Source organism: Falsiroseomonas bella (assembly GCF_003173615.1).
Classification (GTDB): Bacteria; Pseudomonadota; Alphaproteobacteria; order Acetobacterales; family Acetobacteraceae; genus Falsiroseomonas; species Falsiroseomonas bella.
Map to the genome: position 1 here is coordinate 1 of NZ_QGNA01000006.1, position 24311 is coordinate 24311.

Here is a 24311-nt window from a genome sequence, read left to right on the forward strand (position 1 = left end):
ATGCTTCAACCGGCTGAAGCACTTCCGCCGCATCGCCACGCGCTTCGACAAGCTCGCTCGAAATTACCTCAGCGCCGTCGCCATCGCCGCCATCAGGCTATGGACCAGGTTTGAGTCCAGGACCTAGACCTTCGGCCGCGCCTTCAGCTCGTCGCGGATCTCGGCCAGCAGCGCCTCGGTCGGCGTCGGGCCGGGCGGCGCCTTCGCCGCTTCCTGCATGTCGAGCGTGGTGCGCAGCTTCGAGATCGCCTTGATCAGCCAGAACACCGCCATCGCCACGATCAGGAACTTGATGATCGCGTTGATGAAGCTGCCGATGGCCAGCACCGCCGCGCCGCCGTCGCGCGTGGCCTCCAGCGAGGGCCGGCGCTCGCCGCTCAGCACGATGAACAGGTTGGAGAAGTCGATTCCGCCGATGAGCAGGCCGACGATCGGGTTGATAAGGTCCTCGACCAGGCTGGTGACGATGGCGGTGAAGGCGGCGCCGATCACGATGCCGACCGCGAGGTCGATCACGTTGCCCCGCATGATGAAGGCCTTGAACTCGCGCAGCCAAGCCGGTTCCTTGATCGGGATGATGTCGCTCATCTTGCCCTCTGTGTCGGGGGCCGGCTGGCTGCCTGGCCCGGGTGAATCACCCGCCGGACCTTAGTCGTTCCGCGCCACGTCGCACCAGAGGGCGATCAGCCCTGCCACGACGGCAACGCCGCGCCGGTAATCCGCCGCATCCACCCATTCATCCCGGCCCCCGTTCTGCGTCAGGTCGCCGCAGAGCGGGCCGAGGCCGACGCAGGGGATGCCGGACTGCACCATCGGGTTGCGGATGTCGGAGGAGGTGTGCAGCGGGTTGATCTCCGGCGCCGCGCCGGTGCCGCGCCGCACCGCCTCGCTCGTCGCGAGCCAGAGCGGATGATCGAGCGTCACCTCGGCGCCGGTGACGCCGGAGAGGAATTCGAGGCGTGGCGGCGTCTCCCGCAGGAAGGGATCGGCGGCGGCGGCTTCCGCGATCGCCGCCTCGACCTCGGCCTGCACATCAGCAAGCTTCTCGCCGGGCGGGAAGGAGAGGGCGCAGGAGAGCTGCACGGCCGGCGCGACGCGGCTCGCGCGCCCGTCGCCGAGCGTGCGCATGTCGCCGACCAGCAGGTTGGTGGAGCGGCCGATCGCGGCATCCAGCGCCGGGTGATGCACCCGCGCGCCGCGCCGCGCATCCAGCGCCCGCAGCGCCGCGAGCACCACCATCGCCTTGTCCACCGGGTTCACCGCGACATGGGCGAAGGCGGTGTGGCCGGGCTCGTTGGTGTCGGGCAGCCGGCCGGGGACAGTCACGCGGAAGACGAGCTGCCCCGCCGCCAGCGCCTTCACCTCCCGCATGCCGATGCCGGATTCGGCGGGGTGGAGGTACACGGCTGCATCGGCGGTGACCCCGCCATGCAGCAGCGCATGCACGCCGCGCGCATGCCGCTTGGAGGGCGTGCTCGCCAGGATCACCTCGCCCTTCGGGCGCAGCCCGGCATCCTCCAGCACGCGCAGCGCCTCCACCATGGTGGCGACGCCGGCGAGGTCGTCCGCCACGCCCCAGCCATGGATGCGGCCCTGGTCGAGGTCGCCGGCCAGCGGATCGTGGCGCCAGCCATGCTCGGGCTGGAACGGCTCGCCATCCGGGTGCGCGAAGAAGATCACGCTGCGGCCGCCGCCGGTGCCGGGCAGCCGCGCCAGCACCGCCTCCCGCTCCTCGGCGGCCATGGCGGCATCGGCGGCGAATTCGTCGCGCAGGCGGATCTCCGCCGGCCGGTAGCGGCGGCGTTCCACGGTGCAGCCGAGCGCCGCGAAGGCCTCCGCCAGGCGTGCCTGCACCGCCGCCTCGCCGGCCGACTGCAGCCGGATCAGCTCCCGCAGGAAGGCGACCGCGCCCTCGCCGCCCGCCTCGGCCGCGCGCTGCACGCGCGCCATCGCATCATCCGTCACCCGATCCCCCGGTGGTTGCCCGTGCGGGGATGGTCCGGGGGCCGGGCGGGCGCGTCAATGTTCCGCTTGCCCAGGCGGGCAAGCTGGGGTCCAATTCCCGCGCAAACGCCGTTGGGGAGCGGTCGGGCGCGCATGATGCGGTTGGTCATCGGGGCGAAGTGGTCTTCGACCTGGACGATGCGCGGCTGGCTTGCCTGCCGCCTGTCCGGGCTGCCCTTCGTTGCCGAGACGCTTTATCTCTCGCGGCCGGACAGCAAGGCGAAGCTGGCGGCTGCCTCGCCCACCGGGCTGATCCCGGTGCTGGAGCATGACGGCTTCGTCGTGACGGATACGCTCGCCATCGCCGAATACCTCTGGGAGCTGGCGCCGGGCTGCGACATCTGGCCCGCAGAGCTCCGCGCCCGCACGGCCGCCCGCATGTCGTCCGCGGAGATGCACTCCCATTTCGCGGAGCTGCGCGCCGCGCTGCCGATGAACCTCGTGAAGCGCTGGCCGATCGCGAACGGCATCCCCTCCAACGTCAAGCTGCTCGCCCGGCCGGGGGTGGAGGGACAGGTCGCGCGCGTGCAGGAGAGCTGGCGGCAGACCCGCGCCGCCTGGGGGTCGGGCGGCCCATACCTGTTCGGCGCACGCTTCTGCTTCGCCGATGCGATGTGGGCGCCGATGGCCAGCCGCTTCCGTACCTATTCCGTGGCGCTGGCGCCGGAGGCGCAGGCCTATGCGGATGCGGTGCTCAGCCACCCGCTGGTCGCCGAATGGATCGCAGGCGCCGAGGCCGAGGCGCGGCAGATCGGCTGGGAGGCCTGCGCCGCCTGGCCGTAGGTGTTCGTCAGGCCGTGCCGGCGCGCACCGCTTCCGGCGCCGGGGCGGCCGGCCGTTCGGCATTCGCCGCCTCCGCCCTTGCGCCCATCTTCTCGAGGATGAAGGCGCCCCAATAGGGCGTCGGCGCCACGAGGATCCGGCCGGGCCCGGTGAAGACGCGCAGCATCCGGTCGCCCGACAGCCAGGAGGCGAGGATGCTGCGGGCCGGCCGGCGCACGCGGTACTGGACCTCCGAGGTGCGCGCGATCACCACGCCACGCGCCTCGGCCGCGTAACGCTCTCCCTTCGCCAGCGTCACCTCATGGGCCGGGCCGCGGGCGGTCAGCACCAGCTTGCCGTGACCGCGCACGCGCGTGTGGAACTCGATGAAGCCGTCGCCGGCCCAGAAGGCGTTCATGACGCGCTCGCGATAGACGCCGACCTTCACCTCGTCGTCGGAGGCCCAGTAGCCGCCGCGCTCGATGATCCATTCCTCGCCCCGCATCTCGACGATGTGGAAGCCGCCGACGGAGCTCTCCAGCACGACCTCGCCGGTGCCGGTCAGCGTGGGGCGCACCGCGCGCTCCTCCGACAGGCTGGCGGTGACGAAGGTGCCGAGCCTCGGAATGCGGGCATCCATCGTGATGTCGCCGCGATAGAAGGCGAGCGCCCCGGCCTCCACGCGGACGGTGTCCTTGACCAGGCTGACCGCGACGAAGCGGACGCCTTCCCGTTCGACGATGCGGAACTCTGCCATGCGGAACCCCGAGATTCGTGGCGCTTCCGACGATTGACCGGCCGTTCGCGCCCTGCGCAATAATGACGCGTCCGTGCCCACGGGTCGAGGCGCGGCGGAAGCGAGGCCTCCAGCGTGCCCGAGTGGCTGATCCAGATCCTCGACGCCATGCCCGTCGAGACGCAGGCCTTCGCCTTCTCCCTGTTCTTCGTGGCGGTGGCCTGGTTCGGCGTGATCTTCGTCCGGCCCTTCTTCCGCTTCTGGCTGCGCGGCCAGCCGCGGCTGAACGAGATCGTCAACTACGCCAGTGCGGGCTTTTCCCTGTTCTACGGCCTGCTGCTCGGCCTGCTCTCCGTCGCGGCCTACACCAATGCCCGTGACATCAGCGGCTTCGCGGGCCGGGAGGCGGCAGAACTCGTCTCCATCTACCGCTCCGCCCTGGCCTATCCGGAATCGACGCGGGAGGAGGTGCGCGACCTGCTGCGCGACTACACGCTGTTCGTGGTGGACCGCGAATGGCCCGCCTATCGCGACGGCCGCGTGCCGGTCGGCGGCGAGAACCGGCTGCTCGCCATCCGGGAGACGCTGCTCGGCTTCGAACCGGTGACGGTCACGCAGCAGATCGCCCATACGAGCATCCTGGAGACCTTCAACTCCATGGTCAGCCTGCGCCAGCAGCGGCTGGCCGGCGTGGATCCCTCGATCCCGACGGTGATGTGGTTCACGGTGGCGATCGGGGCCGGAATCACCATCGTCTTCCTGCTGCTGCTGGAGGTGCGCTTCGGCCTGCACCTCTTCATCTCCGGCCTGATCTGCACCTTCCTCGGCCTGATGGTGTTCATGATCTACGTCCAGGACCGGCCGCTGCGCAGCGAGGTCGCGGCGAGTTCCGTGCCCTTCGCGCTTGCCTATGAACGCGTGATGCGCTGGGACGAGCGGCCATGAGGCGCGCGGCTGCGCTGCTGCTCGCCGCCCTCGGGGCGATCGGCGCGGGCTGGCCGGCGGCGGGGATGGAACGCCAGCGCCAGCAGGTCGTCACGGTCGGCACCGGTGCGATGCGCGGCAGCTACTACCCGACCGCGCGGGCGATCTGCCGGGTCGTGAACCGCGAGCTGCGCGGCGAGAACATCCGCTGCTCGGCCGAGCCGACCTATGGCTCGGTGTACAACCTGCAGATGATGCAGTCCGGCGACCTCGACTTCGCGCTGGCGCAGGCCGATGTGCAGCACCAGGCGATGACCGGCGTCGGCGAATGGGCCCAGCAGCCCTTCGTGACGTTGCGCGCGGTCTTCCCGGTCTATGAGGAGAGCGTCGCGCTCGTCGTCACGTCGGACAGCGGGATCGCGAACCTGGACGGGCTGCGCGGCCGGCGGCTGAATGCGGGCGTGCCAGGATCCGGCACGCGGGCCACCTGGGACGCGATCGCCGCCGTCGCCGCCTGGCAGGGCAACCAGCGCGTGCGGCTGGTCGAGACCGGGGATGCCGCGGGCGCGCTGTGCGGCGGCCGCGTGGATGCGGCCGTGACGGTCGGGTTCCATCCCGTCTCCTCCGTGCGCGGCCAGCTCGCGGCCTGCGCGACGCGCATCGTGCCGGTCGAGGGTGCGCTGCGCGACAGCGTCGTCGCGCAGCACCCCTATTTCCGCGCGGCCGTCATCCCGGCCGCGGCCTATGGCCTCGCCGCCCCCGTGCCGACGATCGGGATGCGCACCGACTTCGTCACCAGCGCCGCGACGGATCCGCGCATCGTCGCGGCCTTCCTGCGCGCGGTGCTGGCGAACCGCGACGAGCTCGCTTCCGTGCTGCCAGCCCTGGTTGGCTGGAATCCGGAGGCATCCCGCGACACCATCGCGCCGCTGCACGAGGCGGTGCGGGCACGCCGATAGGCCTTCACGCGCATCGGTCGGAGCGCGACGCCGCTTAGGCGCGGGCGCGCCGCGGCGTTGCCCGGCGGCGCGCCGGCGGGGCGGTGGTGCCGCGCAGGACCACCGGCGCTTCCAGCTCCGCCGGCGGCGGCGGTTCCTTCCCCGCGGCGAGGGCGGCGAGATGGTCGGCGGCGCGGCGGCCCATCTCGGCGGCGGGCACATGCACCGTGGTCAGCGGCGGATCGCCATGCGCGAGGAAGTCGAGATCGTCGAAGCCCGTGACGGACAGATCGGCCGGCACGGCGAGCCCGGCGCGCCGCGCGGCCACCAGCGCGCCGAAGGCGAGATGGTCGTTGCCGCAGACCACCGCCGTCGGCGGGTCCGGCAGTGCAAGCAGCGCGGCCATCGCGGCACTGCCTTCGGCGACGCTGTAGGCGCGCTCCGCCAGCAGGGGCGGCGCGAGCGTGAGTCCGGCCTCGGCCAGGGCGGCGCGCACGCCGTCGATGCGCGCGGCCGCGCGGTCGTTGCCGCGCGCGAGGCCCGCGATCATGCCGATGCGCCGATGGCCGAGCGCGAGCAGGTGGCGGGTGATGCGCGCCGCCGCGGCCGCGTTGTCGAAGCCGATGCAGGGCAGGGCGCAGCCCTCGGCGCGGTGCATCCAGGTGACGACGGCGGGCAGGTCGGGCGGCAGCAGCGCCCAGGTCTCGGGCTCATGCGCCGCGCCGACGAGCAGGATGCCGTCCACGCCGCGCTGCAGCAGCGTGCGCAGCCCGCGCGTCTCGGCCGCGGCATCGTAGCCGGCGCTCGCGACGAGCAGGGAGATGCCGTGCGCGTCGAGCCGCTGCTGGAAGGCGTCGATGCAGGCGGCGAAGATCGGGTTGTCGAGGGTGGGCACCAGCGCGCCCATCGCGCCGCTGCGCCGGGAGGCCAGGGCGCGCGCCGCGCCGTTGCCGAGATAGCCGAGGCGCCTGGCCGCATCGGTGACGCGCGCGCGCAGCACCGGCGTGACGCTGTCGGGCTTGTTGAGGGCGCGGCTGACGGTGGCGACGGACACGCCTGCCGCCTCGGCCACGTCGCGGATGCCGGCTCGACCACGCACGGCGATCTTGTAAGCGATTTCTCCCATGATTCCAAGCTTTCGCCTTTTTGCGTTGACACTGCGGCGACCTGCATGCTTCGCTCCTGAAAACGCTTACAGAGCCCGCGCAGAGCGGGCGATGCAGGAAGAACGTCAGGCAGGAAACGTCAGGATGTCGGCACCCGACCTGTCGGTGCAGCGCCGCGCCGATGCCGGCGCGCCCGCACCGCCGCGCGCCGCCCGCCGCCTCCCGCGCTTCGGCATCGGGCGGCGGACGCTGGTGGGCGCGCTGAGCCTGCTCGGGCTGCTCGTGCTGTGGTGGGTGCTGACGACCGGAACCGGCCTCGTCGCGCCCTATCGCTTCCCGTCGCCTGCCGAGTTCCGCGGCGCGCTCGATCAGTTCGTCACGGATGGCTATGCCGGCGGCACGCTCTGGGTGCAGGCGTGGCATTCGACGCGGCTGGTGCTGATGGGCTTCGCGGTCGCGGTCGTCACCGGCGTGCCGCTCGGCCTGCTGATGGGCGTCTCGCCGCGTGCCGAGGCGCTGCTCAACCCGGCCTTCCTGCTGGTGCGGCCGATCCCGCCGCTGGCCTGGATCCCACTGGCCATCGTCTGGCTCGGCCTCGGCGACGCGGCGAAGGTGCTGGTGATCTGGTTCGCCGCCTTCGTCCCCTCCGTCATCAACACCTGGACCGGCGTGAGGGGCGTGGACCGCACGCTGATCGCCGCGGCGCGGGTGCATGGCGCCGGCAGCAGGCGCCTTCTGACGGAAGTGATCATCCCCGGCGCCTTGCCGATGATCTTCACCGGCCTGCGGCTTTCGCTGCAGGCATCCTGGACAACGCTGGTCGCGGCCGAGCTCGTCGGGGCCTTCTTCGGCCTCGGCCGCGTGCTGGACGCCGCCTATCGCGACATCAACCCGGCGATGATCACGGTGGCGATGGTCGCGGTCGGCATTCTCGGCGCGGCGACGACACGGCTGCTGGGCGAAGCGGAGCGGAGGCTGATCCCATGGCGCAGCTGAGCCCGCTGGAGCGCTGGGTGCTGACCCTGCTCGGCACCATCGGCTTCTTCGCGATCTGGCAGGGCGTCGCGGCGTCCGGCCTCGTCTCTCACAACGCGCTGCCGACGCCGGCGGAGGTGCTCGCCACCGCGTGGCAGTTGAGCTTCGAGCCCTTCGCCGGCCACACGCTGCTGCAGCACCTGGCGGCGAGCCTGGGGCGCTTCGCGATGGGCTTCGGCCTGGCGGCGCTGGTCGGCGTGCCGCTGGGTCTCGCCATGGGGCGCTGGCGGCTGCTGGACGACATCGTCAGCCCGATCTTCGAGATGCTGCGCTTCGTGGCACCACTGGCCTGGGTGCCCTTCGCCGCGCTGTGGTTCGGCACCGGCATCGGCGGCCCGGTGATGGTGATCTTCGCCGGCGCGCTGCCGCCCTGCCTGATCAACGCCTATCGCGGCGCGAAGCTGGTGGAGCCGCGCATCGTGGAGGCCGCGCAGGTGCTTGGCGCATCCGGCCCGCGCATCATGGCGGAGGTGCTGCTGCCCGGCAGCCTGCCCTCCATCGTGGCTGGGCTGCGTGTCTCGGCCGGGCTGGCGTGGCAGTCGCTGATCGGCGCCGAGCTGATCGTCGCCTCCGCGGGCATCGGCTACGTGATGGTGCAGGCGCAGTCCAACCTCGCGCCCTCCATCGTCATGGCGGGGATGCTGGCCGTCGGGGTGATCGGGCTCGCGCTCGACGTCGCGCTGCGGCGGACGGAGACGCTGGTGAAGGCGCGCTGGGGGCAGGCATGAAGGACATCCGCTTCGAGGGCATCGGCAAGGCCTTCCCCACGCGCGGCGGCGGGCAGTTCGTCGCGCTGGACGACGTGACGCTGACGGTCGCGGAGCGCGAATTCGTCGCGGTCGTCGGCCCGTCCGGCAGCGGCAAGACGACGCTGATGCGCATGGCCGCGGGCCTCGACCATCCCACCTCCGGCCAGGTGGCGGTCGGCGGCAAGCGGGTGACCGCGCCCGGGCCGGACCGCGCCGTGGTGTTCCAGCAATTCGCGCTGTTTCCCTGGAAGACGGTGCGCGAGAACATCGCCTTCGGCCTGCGCTGCCAGGGCGCGCCGCGCGCGAAGCAGGACGAAGTCGTCGCGCGCTACCTGCGCCTGATGAACATGGAAGGCACCGAGGACCGCTACCCGCACCAGCTTTCCGGCGGCATGCAGCAGCGCGTGGCGATCGCACGCTCCTACGCGATCGAGCCCGACGTGCTGCTGATGGACGAGCCCTTCGGCGCGCTCGATGCGCAGACCCGCACCGTGATGCAGGAGGAGCTGGTCCGGCTCACGCGGCGGGAGCCGCGCACCACGCTGTTCATCACCCATGCGGTGGAGGAGGCGGTCTATCTCTCCGACCGCGTCGTCGTCCTCGCGCGCGATCCGGGCCGCCTGCGGGAGATCGTGGACATCCGCCCGACGCGTATCGCGGAAGGCTGGGACGAGATGGCGATCGACGCCGTGATGGACCTGCCGAGCTTCACCCACCTCCGCACCCATGTCTGGCGGCTGCTGCGCGACCAGATCCGCCCCGACGACTGAACCACCAGAGCAACAGGAAGGAGAACGTCCATGCATCGCCGCACGCTGCTCGCCGCGAGCCTCGCGCTTCCGGCCATCCGCCCGGCCACGGCGCAGGGCCTGTTCACGATCAAGGTGTCCTATCAGCCTTCGCTCTACTGGGCGCTGCCCTACTTCATCGCCACCGAGAAGGGCTGGTGGCGCGAGGTCGGGCTGCAGCCCGAATTCTCCACCTTCGCCGCCGGCGCGCCGCAGGTCGCGGCGCTCGCAGCCCGCGCCTGGGATGCGGGCGGCACCGGCTCGGCGCCGGCCGTGCTCGGCGCGCAGCGCTTCGGCCTGCTGACCGTCGGCATCACCAATGACGAGAGCGCGGGCAACGCGCTGGTCGCGCGCCGCGCCGACGTGGAGCGCATCCGCGCCAACCCGTCCTCCCTGCGCGGGCAGCAGATCCTGCTCACCACCAATTCCACCGGCGAATACGCCGCCTTCGCCTGCCTGGAGAAGTGGGGGCTGTCGCGCCGCGACGTCACCTTCGTCAATCTTGGCCAGGCGCAGATCATCAGCGCCTTCTCCTCGGGCAACGGCACGCTGGCCGGCGTCTGGGCGCCGAACATCTACACGCTCGAGGAGCGTGCGGAGGGCGTGGTGATCTGCTCCGGCAAAGATGCCGGGGCGACGGTGCCGGGCGCGCTGATCCTGCGCGCGGACTTCGCGCGCGAGCAGCCGGCCCGCGCGGCGGCCTATCTCGCGGTCTACCTGCGCTCCATCGCCTGGCAGAAGCAGAACCGCGCGGAGACCGTGCAGCTCATGGCGCGCTTCTACCAGCAGGGCGGCGTGACGCTTCCGGAGAAATACCTGGAGAAGGAGATCGACACGCGCCCGACCTTCACCCTGCCCGAGCAGCTCCGCCTGCTGGACCGCGCCTCCGGCGCCTCCACGGTCGATGGCTGGTTCACGAAGCTCGGCGACTACCTGAAGGCCGTGGGCACGCTGCAGCAGGTGCCGGAGCCGCGCAGCTACGTGACGGACGAGTACATGAAGCGCGTGGCCAACGACGCGCGGCTCTCCGCCTTCGCCGAGGCGCGCTGAACCATGGCGGTCACCTGGCTGAAGCGCGCCGCCCGGACGCCCGCCAGCAACGAGGACGCGGCGCGCGAGGTGGCGGGACGCATGATCGCCGCCGTCGAGGCGGAGGGCGAGGCGGCCGTGCGCCGCTTCGCCCGCGAGCTCGACAAGTGGGATGGCGAGATCCTCGTCACGAAGGAGGAGATCGCCCGCATCATCGCGGCGATCCCCGCCCAGGCGAAGGAGGATATCGACGCCGCCATCGCCAATGTGCGCCGCTTCGCCGAGGCGCAGCGCGACAGCATCCGCGACTTCGAGATCGAGGTCTCGCCCGGCGTGATGGCGGGGCAGCGCGTGGTGCCGGTGAACGTCGTCGGCGCCTATGTGCCGACCGGCCGCTACGCGCATATCGCCAGCGCCTATATGGGCATCGCCACGGCGAAGGCGGCCGGCGTGCGGCATGTGGTGGCGTGCAGCGCGCCCTATCGCGGCGGGCCGATCCATCCGCTGGTGCTCTACGCCATGCAGGCGGCGGGCGCCGACACCATCCTGACGCTCGGCGGCGTGCAGGCGATCGCCGCCCTCGCGCTCGGGCTCTTCGGCGGCAGGCCCGCGGATGTCATCGTCGGGCCGGGCAACAAGTATGTCGCCGAGGCGAAGCGCATGCTGTTCGGCCGCGTCGGCATCGACGTCTTCGCCGGCCCATCGGAGGTGCAGGTCATCGCCGACGCCACCGCCGATGCCGAGATCGTCGCCGCCGACCTGGTCGGCCAGGCCGAGCACGGCCATGAATCGCCGGCCTGGCTGGTCGCGCTGGACCGCGCGCTGGCGGAGCGCGTGATGGCGCGCGTGCCGGAGCTGATCGCGGCGCTGCCGCCCACCGCCCGCGACGCCGCCGAAGCGGCCTGGCGCGACTATGGCGAGGTCGCGCTCTGCGACACGCGGGAGGAAGCGGCCGAGCTCTCGGACCGCTACGCCTGCGAGCACCTGGAAGTGCAATGCGCCGACCTGCCCTGGTGGCGGGAACGCCTGACCAATTACGGCAGCCTGTTCCTGGGCGAGGAAAGCACCGTCGCCTTCGGCGACAAGTGCAGCGGCCCCAACCACGTGCTGCCGACCAAGGCGGCCGCGCGCTATTCCGCCGGGCTCTCGGTGCACAAGTTCTTGAAGCCGCTCACCTGGCAGAGCGCGACGCGCGAAGGCGCGAAGCGGCTGTCGGAAGTGACCGCGCGCATCTCGCGGCTGGAGGGGATGGAGGCGCATGCGCGCACCGCGGATCTGCGCCTGGCGCGCTGGTTCCCTGGCCACAACCTGCCGCTCGGCGAGCCGGTGGAGACGTGATGCAGCCATCGCGCCTCGCGCTCGACCTCGGCGCCCCGCCCGAGGTTCCGGAGGAGGCGATCGCGGCCGCGGCCGCGCTGCTGCGCGGCGGCTGGCTGCACCGCTATGGCGAGACGCTGGGCGATTCCTCGGACGCCGCACTGTTGGAGGAGGAATTCGCCGCCGCGCTCGGCGCCCGGTACTGCGTCGGCGTGAATTCCTGCGGCAGCGCGATGTTCCTGGCGCTGCTCGGCAGCGGCGTGCGGCCCGGCGACCGCGTGCTGATGAACGGCTTCACCCTCTCGCCGGTGCCGGGCGCCATCGCCCATGCCGGCGCCGAGCCCGTGATTGTCGAGGTGACGCAGGACCTCGTCATCGACCTCGATGACCTCGCGCGCCAGGCGCGGGCGAGCGGCGCGCGGCACCTGCTGCTGTCACACATGCGCGGCCACATCGCCGACATGGATCGGCTGATGACGCTGTGCGACGAACTCGGCATGTCCGTCATCGAGGATTGCGCCCACACCATGGGTGCGCGCTGGGCAGGGCGCCCGACCGGCCGCTTCGGCCGCGCCGGCTGCTTCAGCCTGCAATCCTACAAGCACGTGAATGCGGGCGAGGGCGGCCTGCTGGTCACCGATGACGAGGACCTGGCGGCGCGCGCGATCCTCGCCTCCGGCAGCTACATGCTCTACGGCCAGCACCGCGCACGGCCCTCTAAAGAGGTCTTCGCGCGCTGGAAGGATTTGACACCGAACTTCTCGCTGCGCCTGTCGAGCCTCGCCGCCGCGGTGGCGCGGCCACAGCTGCGGCTGCTGGCCGAGCGTGCGCGGGTCTGGAGCGACCGGCACGCGCGGCTCGCGGCGCTGCTCGGCGCCATTCCCGGCATCCGCCTGCCGCATCGCCCGCAGCAGGAGGAGCATGTGCAGAGCTCCATCCAGTTCGCCGCACCGGGGCTCGATCCCGAGCGCTTCCGCCGCTTCCTCGCCGGCTGCCGTGCGCGCGGCGTGTTCCTGAAGTGGTTCGGCGCCGAGGCTGCGGAAGGCTACACCAGCGCCCCGCGCCACTGGCGCTATCTGCGCGATGCGCGGACGCCGCCGCACACCGAGGCCATTCTCGCCACGCTCTGCGACATGCGCATCCCGCTCTCGCTGCCCGCGGAGGCGTGCGGGTCCATCGCTGCGATCGTCGCGGAGGAGCTGGAGGCGGCGCAACGGCCATGACACCCATCCTTGCCCGCTTCTCGCTGGAAGGCCGCGTGGCGCTGGTCACCGGCGGTTCCTCCGGCATCGGCCTTGCCATCGCCGAGGCGCTGCACGGCGCCGGCGCCTCCGTCGTGCTCTGCGCGCGGCGCGCCGATGCGCTGCGGCAGGCGGCGGAGACCCTCAGCGCGCGCGCCGCCGCCTGCCTCGGCGACGTCGCGGACCGCGCCGGTCTTGCCGACCTTGCGGCACGCGCGGCCGAGCCCTTCGGCGCGCCGGAGATCGTGGTGCACGCCGCCGGCCTCAATGCGCGCCAGCCCTGGGACCAGGTGGACGACGCCGCCTGGAACGCGCAGATCGAGAGCATGCTGGCCGCGCCCTTCTTCCTCTCCCGCGCGCTGCTGCCGGGGATGCGCGCGAAGGGGCGGGGGCGGGTGCTGAACATCGCCTCCCTGCAGTCCACGCGCGCCATGCCGGACAGCATCCCCTATGGCGCGGCGAAAGGCGGCGTCGCGCAGCTGACGCGCGCGATGGCGGAGGCCTGGGGCCGCTACGGCATCACCTGCAACGCCATCGCCCCCGGCTTCTTTCCGACGGCGCTCACGGCACCGGTCTTCGCCGATGCGGAACGCGCGGCGCGCCTGGCCGCCCAGACCTGCCTCGGCCGCAACGGCCGGCTCGAGGATCTGCAGGGCGCCGCCGTCTTTCTCGCCTCCGATGCCGCCGCCTATGTCACCGGCCAGGTGCTCGCGGTGGATGGCGGCTTCCTCGCCAAATGAGGGACCATCCGTGAAAGCGCTCGTCCAGATCGCGCCGAACACCCTGATCCACCGCGACGAGCCGGACCCCGCGCCCGCGCCGGGCGAGGCGATCATCCGCGTCGAGGCGGTCGGCATCTGCGGCTCCGACATGCACGCCATCCACGGTCATGATGCGCGGCGGCCGACGCCGATCATCCTCGGGCACGAGGCGGCGGGGCGCGTGCTGACGGGACGCCTCGCGGGCAAGCGCGTCGCGGTCAACCCGCTCGTCGTACCGGCGGACTGCCCCTTTGCGCGCGAGGGTCGGCCGCATCTCTCTCCGCGGCGCGAGATCCTCTCCATGCCGCCGCGTCCCGGCGCCTTCGCCGAACTGGTGCGCGCGCCGGAGGAGAACCTGGTCGAGATCCCGGAGGCGATGCCGGCCGCGAAGGCCGCGCTCGCCGAGCCGATCGCCGTCTCCTACCACGCGGTGCATCACGGCGCGCGGCTGCTGGGCCGGCCATTGCCCGCTTCGCGCTGCGTCGTGCTCGGTGGCGGCGCGATCGGGCTCGCGGCCGCGCTGGTGCTGGTGCAGGCGGGCGCGGGCGAGGTGTGGCTGGTCGAGCCGAACGCTGCGCGGCGCGCGACCGCGGAGCGCGCCGGCATCGCGCTCAGCCGCGCACCGGAGCACGGCCCCGAGGATTCGTCCTGCGACCTGGTCGTGGATGCCGTGGGTGCGGCAGTCACGCGCGCGAGCGCCTGCCGCCTGGCGCGCCCCGGCGGGGTGATCGTCCATGCCGGCCTGCTGCCCGGCGCCGAGGGCCTCGATATCCGCCGTCTTACGCTGCAGGAGATCACCTTCACCGGCACCTATTGCTACACGCCGGAGGAGTTCCGCACCGTCGTCGGCCTGCTGGTCGCGGGCCGTCTCGGCGCGCTGGAGTGGCTCGAGGCGCGGCCGCTGGCCGAAGGCGCGCGCGCCGTCGCCGACATCGACGCGGGCGCCGTCGCCGCGGCGAAGGTCGTGCTGGTGCCTTAGCGGGCGCGGCGCGAGCCGGCTGCTTGCCTCGCAGCCGTCAGCGAGGGTCATCTGTCGGAATTCGGCGGCAGCAGGCACGGCTGCTACGGCGCTTGCGCGAAGCGCGTGAAAAAACTTGGCACCCGAAACAAAGCCCGCCATCCTGTCATGTGACAGGCCGACAAGATCGGCACCAAATATTGGGGGTGTGCCAAGATGAGTGGAAATTTGACTTTCGGTCAAATGAACGACCTTGGTCAGCAGGGAGCCAGGCTCGTAGAAACAAGTTGGTTCGAGCAGCGATTTCCCCGCGAAAGGCGGCTGGAGATCCAGAAAATATTGACAGGAGACGCCGATAACCTGAGCACTCAGCTTGTCAACCAGGTTTCCTCGAATGCAACCGTGGCGAGTTTCCTGGGATACACGGTCTCCACGACGACACAATCCATCATTTCCGCGACGAATGTCTTCAACAATGCGGAGAGCAGCCCGCAGGAGCAGGCTGCGAGCGTCCTTGGCGTGTTCGCCGGCTTCAGCGCGTTGATGGGCGCCTTGGGACCAGCGGGCGTGGCAGCCGGCACCTTGGTCAGCGGACTGCTCTCCGTCATCTCGATGATCCTGAACGCGACGGCCGAGCATCGCGAGGACGAGCTGGACAAGCTCGAACGCCGGCTGCGGGAGCTGAACGCGGAGGACGCCGCCAACGATGTCCAGGCCGCGCGGGACTCGTTCAGTCTCTCCCTGGCAGCGCTGGAAACCCTGGCGGATGGCACGCGGAGCTGGGCCGACGAGAAGGACAACACCACCGGCATCTCGCATTTCGCACTGGCGAAGACGAGCGCCTGGCTTCAGACGAAAGCCAATCAGGGCACCGAGAAATGGGAAGAGGTCTTCATCGGCTATGCCGAGGCGACCATCCAGGTGATCGCGCTCCTCAACACCATCATGCTCAAGCTCAAGCCCGAGGAGCGGGCGCCGATGCTGGCCTACATGCAGGTGTATGGCGGCCACGTCGAACGCAACTTCGGCGCGATGAGAGACACCGTCGCGGGCTGCGGGGAATACTACTTGATCGATATCATGAGGCATGGTTGGTACTACAAAAAAACGCCGGAATGCCCGAGAGAGCGAATGGTGGCTGGGAACCCCACCTGTCGCAGTACGCCCAGTCCGTCGCGGTCAGTCGGCGCAACGGTCGGATCTGGGCGGGTGGTCCCGCCGGGGAACAGCCCCTGGTAACCGGGTCGACGCGCGCAGGGCTTGAGGTGCACGTCCTCGAAAACCACGGCGCGACAGGTTGTGTCGATGTGTGTCTCTGGCCCTGGGCGACGCCGGACAATGATCTGCTGCTGGCCTGCGTGACGAGGCCGAACCCGTTCTGCACGGGCGACCTGCCGGTGCTCATCGTGAACGCGTGGAGCGAGCGCCGCAGTCGCTTCTACACGCGCAGCGAATTGCCGAACGGATCGGAAAATGGGTTTCGCAATAACTGGTGGAAACCGACGAACGTCCCCCCCGGCGTCGTCATGGTCCGCGGCTATGGTGGATCGACTGTATTCTCCACGGATTTCAGCTATATCTATCTTGTCCGCAAGGAACAGGAGGGCGCGGGAACGCAGTATCACCTGTCCTGCATCAGGATACCGGAATTGAGGCGAGACGGACCGCCCAGCAAGGAAATGCTTTATGGCGTGCCGCTTCCGCCGGGTTGCAGCGTCCCATCCCAGCGCTTCGGGAACACCCCATTCCGCATCTCCGTCACGCGCAACTTCGTGTATGTGTACACCCATCGCGCGGCTTGGCGCGGCACGCACAAGGACCTGATCGCGGCAGCCACGTCGAACGGCGCAGCGGCCCCCGACAAGCTCTGGCAGGTGGTGACCCTGCCCGCAGACAGGATGGGCAACCCTGGCGAGCCCCGGCCCTTGCCCGAGGCGTCCGGCTGGTGGTCGAACGGCCTCAACGATCTCAACGCCTGCTCGGACCACGACGTGACCGCGGTGCTCGGCCTGTCCGGCGAACTCTGGACCGGCAATTTCGATGCAGCCCGTCTGACGCAATGGCTGGATTTCGACCTGCTTCTCCAGACGGACGGCACGATTGCGGAGGGGGGCAGTCTCTCGTCGTGATCGCCAGGAAGGACAAGCGGATCCACCTCCGCGTCTTCGATGAGACCGGCGCACGGGTCGAAGACACCGACCACGAGAAGCTGCCGGACGGCGCGACGGAGTTGTTGGGCAAGCTCGGTTCCTCGCCGGCGGGCCAGAAAGTCGATGACCAGCTGAAGAGAGACATCATCCGGGCCGTCGCCCCCGTGGTCGGCGTCGGCTGGCGATGGCGGCAGCTGCCTGGTAATGGCTTCCGCCTGATGAAGCGGAAGAACACCAGCTTCGACTACTGCGATGCGCTGATCGAGGCGGGCAAGAACATGCGGACGAGCCCGAAGGCGGGGCGCGACTGAGGCCGCTCGCCCGCGCGTCCTCGACGACACGACTTGGTTCTGCCCTCGGGCAGAGGGAGCAGGCCCTGCCGCCGTCACCGACGGGGCCCTCTGCGCCTGTTGGGCCGCGCGTCACGTGCGACCGACGCGGGACCTCCGTCTCGGCCAGCGCTGCAGTCAGCCGCGGCGGCGACGCTGGCGCGTGGCGGTCGCACGCATGAGCGCAGCCGGAGCGTGACCGGGCGGTGGCGGCATCGGCATCGGGCGTTAGCGACGCCGTGTCGTCGTGCTCAAGGTCGCGGTTGCCGGCCGCCCCGCGGCTGCGGTAGGCTCCCTGCAGAAAACGATTCAATCGGGGGAACGGTGAGGAGGGTGTTGCCGGCGACAGGCCAGGGGCCGCTGATGCCCGCGGCTCTCCATGGCCTGTCTTCGATCGTGATGCCGCCGATGCGAGCCGGTGCGCACAGTGACATCGCGGCACGCGCAGAGGGCCGGAGCCGCATCCGCTCCCCGGCCGATCGCCGCCTCCCCCGGCGCAACGCCTGGCGGTGGGCGCTGATCGGGTCCGGCATCACGCCGGACGTCATGGGCGCCGGCGACGACGCGGCATCCCGGCACGCTACGACGAGACGGTGGGCCCGGTGCTCCGGGACATGATCGGCCGTTGACGGCTCTTCGTGTCGCGCCACCGCATGGCATCGTTCAAAGCGGGGTCGGCAGGGCTCCGACGCAAGCAGGAGGAGACGTGATGAGCACTGCCTTCGGAGCAACGCGCCTCGGCCGTCGTGCCACGCTGGCCAGTCTGCTCGCCGGTGGCCTTGTGTCGGGCGCTGCGGCACAGGAAGCGCGCCGCGGCGGCACGCTGCGGGCGGTGATCGACGCCAACCCGTCCAGCCTCGATCCGCATGTCGGCGGGCAGGGCGGCGACCATGCGGTGCTCTCCACGCTCTATGACCGCCTGGTGGACTACGACCCGGCGACGTTGGCGCCGCGTCCTTCGCTGGCAACGGCGTGGCGCTTCGAATCGCCGACGCAGCTTGTGCTGGAACTGCGCCAGGGCGTGACCTTCCATGACGGCGAGACCTTCGACGCAGCGGCGGTCAAGGCGAACTTCGCCCACATGATGACCAACCCGCGCTCCACCGTGCGGGCCGACATCGCCTCAGTCGCCGAAGTGGAGGTGGCCGCGCCGCACGTCGTCGTGCTGAAGCTGCGCCAGCCCGACACCACCCTGCCGATGATCTTCACGGACCGGGCGGGCATGATGTCCTCGCCGAAGGCGCTGGCCGAGCGCGGGGAGAACTACGGCCGCAACCCTGTCGGCACCGGCGCCATGCAGTTCGTTCGCTGGACCGACGCCGCGGAGATCGTGGTGCAGCGCAACCCGCGCTACTGGAAGCCGGGCGAGCCGCTGCTGGATGGCATCGTCATGCCGATCATCACGGACACCACCACGGGGCTGCGCTCCGTCCGCGCCGGGCAGAACCACATCAGCCTGAACGCGGATGCCCAGCAGATACCGGGCCTGCGGCGTGCCAGCGACGTGACCGTCAGCGTGCAGGACACCTTCCGCCTGCAGCAATGCTACATCAACTTCTCCAAGCCGCCGCTGAACGACATCCGGCTGCGGCAGGCGCTGAACTTCGCGATCGACCGCGTCGCCTATGCGCGCGTGGTGCTCGGCGGCGTGGGTGCGCCGGCGGACCTGCATGTGCCGAAAGGGCTCTGGGCCTATGACGCGGAGGCGGCGTCGAAATACCCCTACGATCCCGACCGCGCGAAACGGCTGATCGCGGAGGCCGGCTTCGGTCCCGGCCAGCTCACCATCAACGCCAGCTACGCCTCCAACCAGCTCAACGCGCAACGCATCGAGATCCTCAGCGCCTTCCTGGACCGTGTCGGGGTGAAGCTCACCAGCACCACCGGCACCCTCACCGCCACGCTGCAGACCTGGCGGGACGGCGTCGGTGACATCCGCCTGGCGAACTGGACGGGGCGGCCGGACCCGGCGCTGACCTACCAGCTTCTCCTGCATCCGAGCTCCGCCTTCAACATCGGTCGCGCGGTGCCCTCGCCCGAGCTGATCGAGGCGATCGCCGCGAGCCGCACCGTCGAATCGCTGGACGAGCGCCGCGTCGCCATGGCGCGGGTGCTGCGGCTGGAGCGCGAGTTCGCGCTGACCCTGCCGCTCGCCTTCGAGCCGGAGATCACGGCGCTGTCGCGCCGCGTGCGCAACTACGTGACCAACCTTGCTGGCAGGCCGCGCTTCGAGCAGGTCTGGCTCGCCGCCTGACCGGCGTGGCCGTGCCGCTTCTGCAGGTCGAGGGTCTGGAGCTTGCCCTGCGCGCCGGGCGCAGCTGGCTGACGGTGGTGGAGGACGTCTCCTTCGCCATCGCGCCCGGCGAGGCGGTGGGGCTGGTCGGGGAGAGCGGCGCCGGCAAGACCCTGACCGGGCTCGCGCTGCTCGGCTTGCTCCCGCGGGAGCTGTTCCGCGCCGCCGGCCGCGTGCGGCTGGAAGGCGAGGACATCCTGAGCCTGCCGGAGCGCGCGCTGCGTCGCCTGCGCGGCCGGCGCATCAGCATGATCTTCCAGGAGCCGATGACGGCCCTGGACCCGGTCTTCACCGTGGGCGAGCAGATCGCCGAGACGCTGCGCGCGCATACCGGCCTGTCGCCTGTCGCGGCGAAGGCGAGGGCCGTGGAGGCGCTTGCCGAAGTCGGTATCCCGCTGCCGGCGCGGCGTGCCGAGGATTATCCGCACCAGCTCTCCGGTGGCATGCGCCAGCGCGTGATGATCGCCATCGCGCTGGCCTGCGAGCCCCGCCTGCTGGTGGCCGACGAACCGACCACGGCGCTGGATGTCACCATCCAGGCCCAGATCATCGATCTGCTGCTGCGCCAGGTCTCCGCACGCGGCACCGCGCTGCTGCTCGTCTCGCACAATATCGGCGTGGTGCGCGAGTGCTGTTCCCGCGTCGTGGCGATGTATGCTGGGCAGGTGGTGGAGGATGCGCCGGTGGACGCCCTGCTGGAGCGGCCGCTGCATCCCTACGCATCGGGCCTGCTGCGGTCGCATCCGCGCTTCGCGCCGCACCGCGCGCGGCTGCCCTCCATTGGCGGGCGGGCGCCCGCGCCCGGCGCCATGCCGTCCGGCTGCCGCTTCGCGCCGCGCTGCGCCCACCGGACGACGGGCTGCGAGGCGCCGCAGCCGCTGTTGCCGCTGGAAGGTCGTGCCGTGCGCTGCCATCGCGCGGCGGCGCTCGACCTGCCGGGGGCGGTGCCATGAGCGCGCCGCTGCTGCGGGTGCAGGACCTGCGCGTGGCATTTCCCCTGCGCGACAGCGGGGACACCCTGAAGGCCGTGGATGGCGTCAGCTTCGATGTGGCGGAAGGCGAGACGCTCGGCATCATCGGGGAATCCGGCTCGGGCAAGTCCACGCTGGGTCGCGCCATCGTGGCGCTGCTGCGGCCGGACGCCGGCCGCGTGGAACTCGCGGGCGAGGATCTTTTCGCCCTGCCGGCGCCGCAGCTGCGCCGGCGGCGCCATGCCATGCAGATCATCTTCCAGGATCCGCACGCCGCCCTGAACCCGCGCCGCCGCATCCTGGACAGCGTGCGCGAGCCGCTGGACATCGCAGGCGAGGGATCGCCGGCCGAACGGACGGCGCGCGCCCTCGCGATGCTGGCGCGCGTCGGGCTCGATCAGGCCCAGGCCGCCCGCTTCCCCCATGAGCTCTCGGGCGGCCAGAAGCAGCGTGTGAACATCGCCCGCGCCCTCGTGCGCCGCCCGCGGCTACTGGTGGCGGACGAGGCGACCTCGGCACTGGATGTCTCGATCCAGGCCGACATCCTCAACCTCTACCTCGACCTGCAGGCGGAGTTCGGCCTGACCTACGTTATCATCACGCATGATCTTGCGGTGGCGATGCATGTGAGCGACCGCCTCGCCGTGATGTATCTCGGCCGCTTCGTGGAGGTCGCGCCGGCGGCGACGCTGGAGCAGGCGGCGCGGCATCCCTACACCCGGGCGCTGCTCGCGGCCGAGCCTGTCGCGCTGCCATCCCGCCTGGTCACCGGAGCGCGCATGCCGCTGCAGGGCGAGATCCCGAGCCCGGTGGACCCGCCCTCCGGCTGCCGCTTCCGCACGCGTTGCCCGGTCGCGGAGCCGCGTTGCGCCGCGGCGGAGCCGGCATGGCGCCAGGTCGCGCCGGGACATCGCGTCGCGTGCCATCTGGTGGAGGGGGCGGCATGCTGACGCGCCGTCGCAGCCGCGTGATCCGCCACCGGGTGGCACAGGCCGTGCCGACGCTGATCCTGGTCTCCCTCGTCTCGTTCCTCATCCTGCATATCGGCCCGGGCGACCCGGCGCTGCTGCTGGCGGGCGAGTTCCCGACCGAGGAGAGCATCGCCGAGATCCGCCAGCTCTACGGCTTTGATCGCCCGATCTGGGAACAGTACCTTTCCTGGGTCGGGCAATTGCTGCGGGGCGATCTCGGCCTGTCCCTGCAGTCGCGGGAGCCGGTGATGGACCTGATCCTGAACCGCCTGCCGAACACGCTGCTGATCGTCTGCTACGCGATGGTCATCGCCTTCGTGGTGGGGTCGGTGCTCGGCATCGCGGCGGCGGCGCGGCGCGGCAGCCTTGTGGACCGGGTCGCCACGGGCGTCGCGACGATCGCCGATGCGCTGCCCTATTTCTGGCTGGCGATGCTCATGGTCTCGGTGCTGGCGCTGGACTGGCAGCTGTTTCCGGCGACGGGAGCGGTGCGCTTCCTCGAGGATCCGCTCGGCGCCATCTGGACCGCGACGCTGCCGGCGATCGCGCTCTCGATCAGCGGCATCGCGCAGATCACGCGCCAGCTCCGTGCCGCCATGATCGAGGTGCTGGCCTCGCCCTTCGTGCGCACGCTGCGGGCCAAGGGGCTCTCCCCCGCCGCGATCCTGTGGCGGCATGGGCTGAAGAATGTCGGCGTCACGCTCCTCACCGTGGTCGGGCTCGTGTTCAGCGGCAAGATCGGCGGCACGCTGCTGACCGAGACGGTCTTCGCCATTCCCGGCACGGGAAGCGCGCTGATCCAGGCGGCGATCAACAAGGACTACTTCGTCGTGCAGGGCATCATCCTGATGCTGGCGGTGCTGGTGTTCCTGGTGAACCTGGTGGTGGACCTGCTCTACGCCGTGCTCGATCCCCGAGTGGAGTGAGCATGCGTCGGCTCCTCCTGATACTGCGCGATCCCGGGGCCGCGGCGGGGATGTTGTGGCTGGGGCTGCTGATCGCCGCGGCGCTCGCCGCCCCCTGGATCTCGCCGCACGATCCGCTGAAGGTGGACCTGCTCGGCGTCCTGCAGCCACCAAGCGCAACGCATTGGCTCGGCACCGACGACCTCGGCCGCGACGTGCTGAGCCGCCTGCTCCATGGCGCGGCGCCGTCGCTGTTCTCCTCCATCGGCGCGGTCGCGCTCGGCATGCTGATCGGGCTGCCGTTCGGGCTGATCGCCGGCTATCTCGGCGGCTGGGTGGATGCGGCGATCAGCCGCGGGATCGATGCCCTGCTTTCCTTCCCGACCATCCTGCTCGCGGTCGGCATCGCGGCGGTGCTCGGCACCAGCCTGACGAATGCGGTCATCGCCATTGGCATCGCCTTCTCGCCGGGCTTCGCGCGGCTGGCCCGCGCGCGCACCCTGGCGGTGAAGCAGGAGCTCTACGTGGACGCGGCGCGGGCCGCGGGGGCGGGGGCATGGTGGCTGCTGACACGGCATGTGCTGCCCAATGCCGTGACGCCGGTCATCGTGCAGGCGGGCCTGCTTCTGGGCACGGCACTTCTGGCGGAGGCCAGCCTGAGCTTTCTCGGCCTCGGCGTGCAGCCGCCACAGGCAAGCTGGGGCGGCATGCTGGCCCGCGCCCTGCTCTACCTGGAACGCGCGCCGGACCTCATGATCGCGCCCGGCGTCGCTCTGCTGCTGACCGCGCTCGCCTTCAACAGCCTCGGCGAGACGGCCCGGCGCTGGCTCGATCCGCGATAGCGTCAATCGTCCTCGGTATTCACCACCGGCCGTCGCGGCCAGAGGCCGAGCAGCAGGATCGCGGCGGCGAGGCAGAGCAGCGTGATCGAGATCGGGCTGGCGACGAAGACGCCGAACTCGCCATCGGAGATGTTCAGCGCCTGCCGCACCGAGCGTTCAAGGATCGGGCCGAGCACGAAGGCCAGGATCAGCATGCCCAGGTTGAAGCCGTGCTGGCGCAGGTAGTAGCCGACAAAGCCGAAGACCACGGCGATCAGCACGCCGGATGCGTCGCCGACCGAGGAATACACGCCGATCATGCAGAACAGCAGGATGATCGGCCCGAGATAGGCGCGCGGGACGTCCAGGATGCGGATCATCAGCCCGATCAGCGGCAGGTTCAGCACCAGCAGCATGACGTTGCCGACATACATGCTGGCGATCAGGCCCCAGAAGATCTCCGGCTGCTGGGTCATCATCGCCGGCCCCGGGGCGACGCCATGCAGGATGAAGGCGTTCAGCAGCACGGCCGTGGTGGCGTTGGCCGGAAGCCCCATGCAGAGCAGCGGCAGCAGCGACCCGGAGGAGGCGGCGTTGTTCGCGGTCTCCGGCCCTGCCAAACCCTCCACCGCGCCCCGGCCGAACTCCTCCGGCTGCTTCGCGAACTTCTTCTCCAGCGCATAGGAAAGGAAGGATGCGATCACCGCGCCGCCGCCCGGCAGCACGCCGACGAGGAAGCCGAGCACCGTGCCGCGTGCGACCGGCGCGACCGAACGGCGTGTCTCCTCCCGGTTAGGAAGAAAGCCGAGCAGCGAGCGCGGCGGCGCGATCATCTTCAGCGAGCTCTGCGAACGCCGCGCGAGCAGCAGGATCTCGGAGAGGCCGAACAGGCCGATGGCGAGCGCCGGCAGCTCGATGCCGTCCAGCAGCCCGGTCAAGCCGAAGGTCAGGCGCGGCTCCAGCGTCATCGGATCCTTCCCGACGCAGCCCAGCACGAGGCCGAAGGCCGCCATCAGCAGCGACTTCAGCAGCGAGCCGGAGGAGAAGTAGGTCACCGCCGCCAGGCCCGCGAGCATCAGCGCCGCGTATTCCGCCGGCCCGAAGGCGAAGACCAGCTCCGCCAGGGGCGGCGAGAGATAGGAGATGCCGATCGTGCCGACAGTGCCCGCGACGAAGGAACCGACCGCGGCGATGGTCAGCGCCGCACCCGCGCGGCCCTTGCGCGCCATCGCGTAGCCGTCGATGCAGGTGACGACGGACGACGCCTCGCCAGGGATGCGCAGCAGCACGGAGGTCGCGGTGCCGCCATAGGCGACGCCGTAGTAGATCCCCGACAGCATGATCAGCGCCGAGGTGACGTCCAGCTTGTAGGTCACCGGCAGCAGGATCGCGATGGTGGTCAGCGGGCCGAGGCCGGGGATGATGCCGACGATCGTGCCGAGCAGCGTGCCGACCAGGCAGAAGAACAGGTTCGCCGGCGTCATCACCACGGCGAAGCCGTGCAGCAACTGCTCCATGACGCC

Annotated in this window: 24 protein-coding genes; 19 read left to right on the forward strand and 5 right to left on the reverse strand. The window is 70.8% G+C overall.

What is annotated here, in order from left to right; genetic code table 11:
- Positions 1-123: 123 nt before the first annotated feature.
- The gene (gene mscL / locus DFH01_RS23425; protein WP_109872950.1) at positions 124-588 is read right to left on the reverse strand and encodes a large conductance mechanosensitive channel protein MscL; all 465 of its coding nucleotides are present in this window, start codon (positions 586-588) and stop codon (positions 124-126) included.
- 60 nt (positions 589-648) lie between these two features.
- Positions 649-1965: a M20 family metallopeptidase gene (locus tag DFH01_RS23430; protein WP_158287872.1), complete on the reverse strand. Its 1317-nt coding sequence runs from the start codon at positions 1963-1965 to the stop codon at positions 649-651.
- 132 nt (positions 1966-2097) lie between these two features.
- On the opposite strand from DFH01_RS23430, the gene DFH01_RS23435 reads away from it, so the two are divergent.
- On the forward strand, positions 2098-2787 hold the full coding sequence (locus DFH01_RS23435; RefSeq protein WP_109872952.1) for a glutathione S-transferase N-terminal domain-containing protein: 690 nt from the start codon (positions 2098-2100) through the stop codon (positions 2785-2787).
- 7 nt (positions 2788-2794) lie between these two features.
- Here DFH01_RS23435 and DFH01_RS23440 read toward each other — a convergent pair whose 3' ends face one another.
- Complete coding sequence (locus DFH01_RS23440) at positions 2795-3523, reverse strand: AIM24 family protein (protein ID WP_109872953.1); 729 nt, start codon at positions 3521-3523, stop codon at positions 2795-2797.
- Positions 3524-3637: 114 nt separating this feature from the next.
- Between DFH01_RS23440 and DFH01_RS23445 the strand changes: the two genes are divergently transcribed.
- Together DFH01_RS23445 and DFH01_RS23450 are read left to right on the forward strand one after the other, a co-directional pair.
- Positions 3638-4447, forward strand: a complete 810-nt coding sequence (locus tag DFH01_RS23445) for a bestrophin-like domain (protein ID WP_109872954.1) — start codon at positions 3638-3640, stop codon at positions 4445-4447.
- Positions 4444-5385 carry a TAXI family TRAP transporter solute-binding subunit gene (locus tag DFH01_RS23450; protein ID WP_109872955.1) on the forward strand — a complete coding sequence of 314 codons (942 nt, stop codon included), beginning with the start codon at positions 4444-4446 and terminating at the stop codon, positions 5383-5385. The genes DFH01_RS23445 and DFH01_RS23450 overlap by 4 nt, the downstream gene beginning before the upstream one ends.
- Before the next feature lie 34 nt (positions 5386-5419).
- Here DFH01_RS23450 and DFH01_RS23455 read toward each other — a convergent pair whose 3' ends face one another.
- Positions 5420-6490, reverse strand: coding sequence for a LacI family DNA-binding transcriptional regulator (locus DFH01_RS23455; RefSeq protein WP_109872956.1), 1071 nt, complete (start codon positions 6488-6490; stop codon positions 5420-5422).
- A gap of 124 nt (positions 6491-6614) precedes the next feature.
- On the opposite strand from DFH01_RS23455, the gene DFH01_RS23460 reads away from it, so the two are divergent.
- From DFH01_RS23460 to DFH01_RS23540, 16 genes are all read left to right on the forward strand, one after another.
- Positions 6615-7466: an ABC transporter permease gene (locus DFH01_RS23460; protein WP_109872957.1), complete on the forward strand. Its 852-nt coding sequence runs from the start codon at positions 6615-6617 to the stop codon at positions 7464-7466.
- Entirely contained in the window at positions 7454-8233 is a 780-nt protein-coding gene (locus tag DFH01_RS23465) for an ABC transporter permease (protein WP_109872958.1), read from the forward strand. Before DFH01_RS23460 ends, DFH01_RS23465 begins: the two co-directional genes overlap by 13 nt.
- Complete coding sequence (locus DFH01_RS23470; RefSeq protein WP_109872959.1) at positions 8230-9024, forward strand: ABC transporter ATP-binding protein; 795 nt, start codon at positions 8230-8232, stop codon at positions 9022-9024. The genes DFH01_RS23465 and DFH01_RS23470 overlap by 4 nt, the downstream gene beginning before the upstream one ends.
- Positions 9025-9054: 30 nt before the next feature.
- Positions 9055-10092 (forward strand): ABC transporter substrate-binding protein, encoded by a 1038-nt coding sequence (locus DFH01_RS23475; protein WP_109872960.1) that lies wholly within the window; start codon positions 9055-9057, stop codon positions 10090-10092.
- Positions 10093-10095: 3 nt separating this feature from the next.
- Positions 10096-11409 (forward strand): histidinol dehydrogenase, encoded by a 1314-nt coding sequence (gene hisD / locus DFH01_RS23480; RefSeq protein ID WP_109872961.1) that lies wholly within the window; start codon positions 10096-10098, stop codon positions 11407-11409.
- A complete protein-coding gene (locus DFH01_RS23485; protein WP_109872962.1) occupies positions 11409-12611 on the forward strand; it encodes a DegT/DnrJ/EryC1/StrS family aminotransferase in 1203 nt (400 codons plus the stop codon). The genes hisD and DFH01_RS23485 overlap by 1 nt, the downstream gene beginning before the upstream one ends.
- Positions 12608-13369 carry an SDR family NAD(P)-dependent oxidoreductase gene (locus DFH01_RS23490; RefSeq protein WP_109872963.1) on the forward strand — a complete coding sequence of 254 codons (762 nt, stop codon included), beginning with the start codon at positions 12608-12610 and terminating at the stop codon, positions 13367-13369. Before DFH01_RS23485 ends, DFH01_RS23490 begins: the two co-directional genes overlap by 4 nt.
- A gap of 10 nt (positions 13370-13379) precedes the next feature.
- Complete coding sequence (locus tag DFH01_RS23495; RefSeq protein WP_109872964.1) at positions 13380-14369, forward strand: alcohol dehydrogenase catalytic domain-containing protein; 990 nt, start codon at positions 13380-13382, stop codon at positions 14367-14369.
- Positions 14370-14591: 222 nt separating this feature from the next.
- Positions 14592-15587, forward strand: a complete 996-nt coding sequence (locus DFH01_RS23500) for a hypothetical protein (protein WP_109872965.1) — start codon at positions 14592-14594, stop codon at positions 15585-15587.
- A gap of 26 nt (positions 15588-15613) precedes the next feature.
- Complete coding sequence (locus DFH01_RS27935; RefSeq protein WP_146217131.1) at positions 15614-16477, forward strand: hypothetical protein; 864 nt, start codon at positions 15614-15616, stop codon at positions 16475-16477.
- Positions 16474-16809, forward strand: coding sequence for a hypothetical protein (locus DFH01_RS23510; RefSeq protein ID WP_109872967.1), 336 nt, complete (start codon positions 16474-16476; stop codon positions 16807-16809). The genes DFH01_RS27935 and DFH01_RS23510 overlap by 4 nt, the downstream gene beginning before the upstream one ends.
- A 727-nt stretch (positions 16810-17536) precedes the next feature.
- Positions 17537-19081: an ABC transporter substrate-binding protein gene (locus tag DFH01_RS23520; RefSeq protein WP_109872969.1), complete on the forward strand. Its 1545-nt coding sequence runs from the start codon at positions 17537-17539 to the stop codon at positions 19079-19081.
- A 5-nt stretch (positions 19082-19086) separates the two neighbouring features.
- The gene (locus DFH01_RS23525; RefSeq protein ID WP_199231378.1) at positions 19087-20073 is read left to right on the forward strand and encodes an ABC transporter ATP-binding protein; all 987 of its coding nucleotides are present in this window, start codon (positions 19087-19089) and stop codon (positions 20071-20073) included.
- Positions 20070-21041 (forward strand): ABC transporter ATP-binding protein, encoded by a 972-nt coding sequence (locus DFH01_RS23530; RefSeq protein WP_109872971.1) that lies wholly within the window; start codon positions 20070-20072, stop codon positions 21039-21041. Before DFH01_RS23525 ends, DFH01_RS23530 begins: the two co-directional genes overlap by 4 nt.
- Complete coding sequence (locus DFH01_RS23535; RefSeq protein ID WP_158287873.1) at positions 21035-21988, forward strand: ABC transporter permease; 954 nt, start codon at positions 21035-21037, stop codon at positions 21986-21988. The genes DFH01_RS23530 and DFH01_RS23535 overlap by 7 nt, the downstream gene beginning before the upstream one ends.
- A gap of 2 nt (positions 21989-21990) precedes the next feature.
- Positions 21991-22809: an ABC transporter permease gene (locus DFH01_RS23540; RefSeq protein WP_109872973.1), complete on the forward strand. Its 819-nt coding sequence runs from the start codon at positions 21991-21993 to the stop codon at positions 22807-22809.
- A gap of 2 nt (positions 22810-22811) precedes the next feature.
- Here DFH01_RS23540 and DFH01_RS23545 read toward each other — a convergent pair whose 3' ends face one another.
- On the reverse strand, positions 22812-24305 hold the full coding sequence (locus DFH01_RS23545; RefSeq protein WP_109872974.1) for a tripartite tricarboxylate transporter permease: 1494 nt from the start codon (positions 24303-24305) through the stop codon (positions 22812-22814).
- Between the last annotated feature and the right edge of the window lie 6 nt (positions 24306-24311).

Coding starts and splice junctions, on each gene's coding strand:
- mscL (WP_109872950.1), bottom strand. CDS start 588: ATGAGCGACATCATCCCGATCAAGGAACCGGCTTGGCTGCGCGAGTTC.
- DFH01_RS23435 (WP_109872952.1), top strand. CDS start 2,098: ATGATGCGGTTGGTCATCGGGGCGAAGTGGTCTTCGACCTGGACGATG.
- DFH01_RS23440 (WP_109872953.1), bottom strand. CDS start 3,523: ATGGCAGAGTTCCGCATCGTCGAACGGGAAGGCGTCCGCTTCGTCGCG.
- DFH01_RS23450 (WP_109872955.1), top strand. CDS start 4,444: ATGAGGCGCGCGGCTGCGCTGCTGCTCGCCGCCCTCGGGGCGATCGGC.
- DFH01_RS23455 (WP_109872956.1), bottom strand. CDS start 6,490: ATGGGAGAAATCGCTTACAAGATCGCCGTGCGTGGTCGAGCCGGCATC.
- DFH01_RS23460 (WP_109872957.1), top strand. CDS start 6,615: ATGTCGGCACCCGACCTGTCGGTGCAGCGCCGCGCCGATGCCGGCGCG.
- DFH01_RS23465 (WP_109872958.1), top strand. CDS start 7,454: ATGGCGCAGCTGAGCCCGCTGGAGCGCTGGGTGCTGACCCTGCTCGGC.
- DFH01_RS23470 (WP_109872959.1), top strand. CDS start 8,230: ATGAAGGACATCCGCTTCGAGGGCATCGGCAAGGCCTTCCCCACGCGC.
- DFH01_RS23475 (WP_109872960.1), top strand. CDS start 9,055: ATGCATCGCCGCACGCTGCTCGCCGCGAGCCTCGCGCTTCCGGCCATC.
- hisD (WP_109872961.1), top strand. CDS start 10,096: ATGGCGGTCACCTGGCTGAAGCGCGCCGCCCGGACGCCCGCCAGCAAC.
- DFH01_RS23485 (WP_109872962.1), top strand. CDS start 11,409: ATGCAGCCATCGCGCCTCGCGCTCGACCTCGGCGCCCCGCCCGAGGTT.
- DFH01_RS23490 (WP_109872963.1), top strand. CDS start 12,608: ATGACACCCATCCTTGCCCGCTTCTCGCTGGAAGGCCGCGTGGCGCTG.
- DFH01_RS23500 (WP_109872965.1), top strand. CDS start 14,592: ATGAACGACCTTGGTCAGCAGGGAGCCAGGCTCGTAGAAACAAGTTGG.
- DFH01_RS23520 (WP_109872969.1), top strand. CDS start 17,537: ATGAGCACTGCCTTCGGAGCAACGCGCCTCGGCCGTCGTGCCACGCTG.
- DFH01_RS23530 (WP_109872971.1), top strand. CDS start 20,070: ATGAGCGCGCCGCTGCTGCGGGTGCAGGACCTGCGCGTGGCATTTCCC.
- DFH01_RS23535 (WP_158287873.1), top strand. CDS start 21,035: ATGCTGACGCGCCGTCGCAGCCGCGTGATCCGCCACCGGGTGGCACAG.
- DFH01_RS23540 (WP_109872973.1), top strand. CDS start 21,991: ATGCGTCGGCTCCTCCTGATACTGCGCGATCCCGGGGCCGCGGCGGGG.
- DFH01_RS23545 (WP_109872974.1), bottom strand. CDS start 24,305: ATGGAGCAGTTGCTGCACGGCTTCGCCGTGGTGATGACGCCGGCGAAC.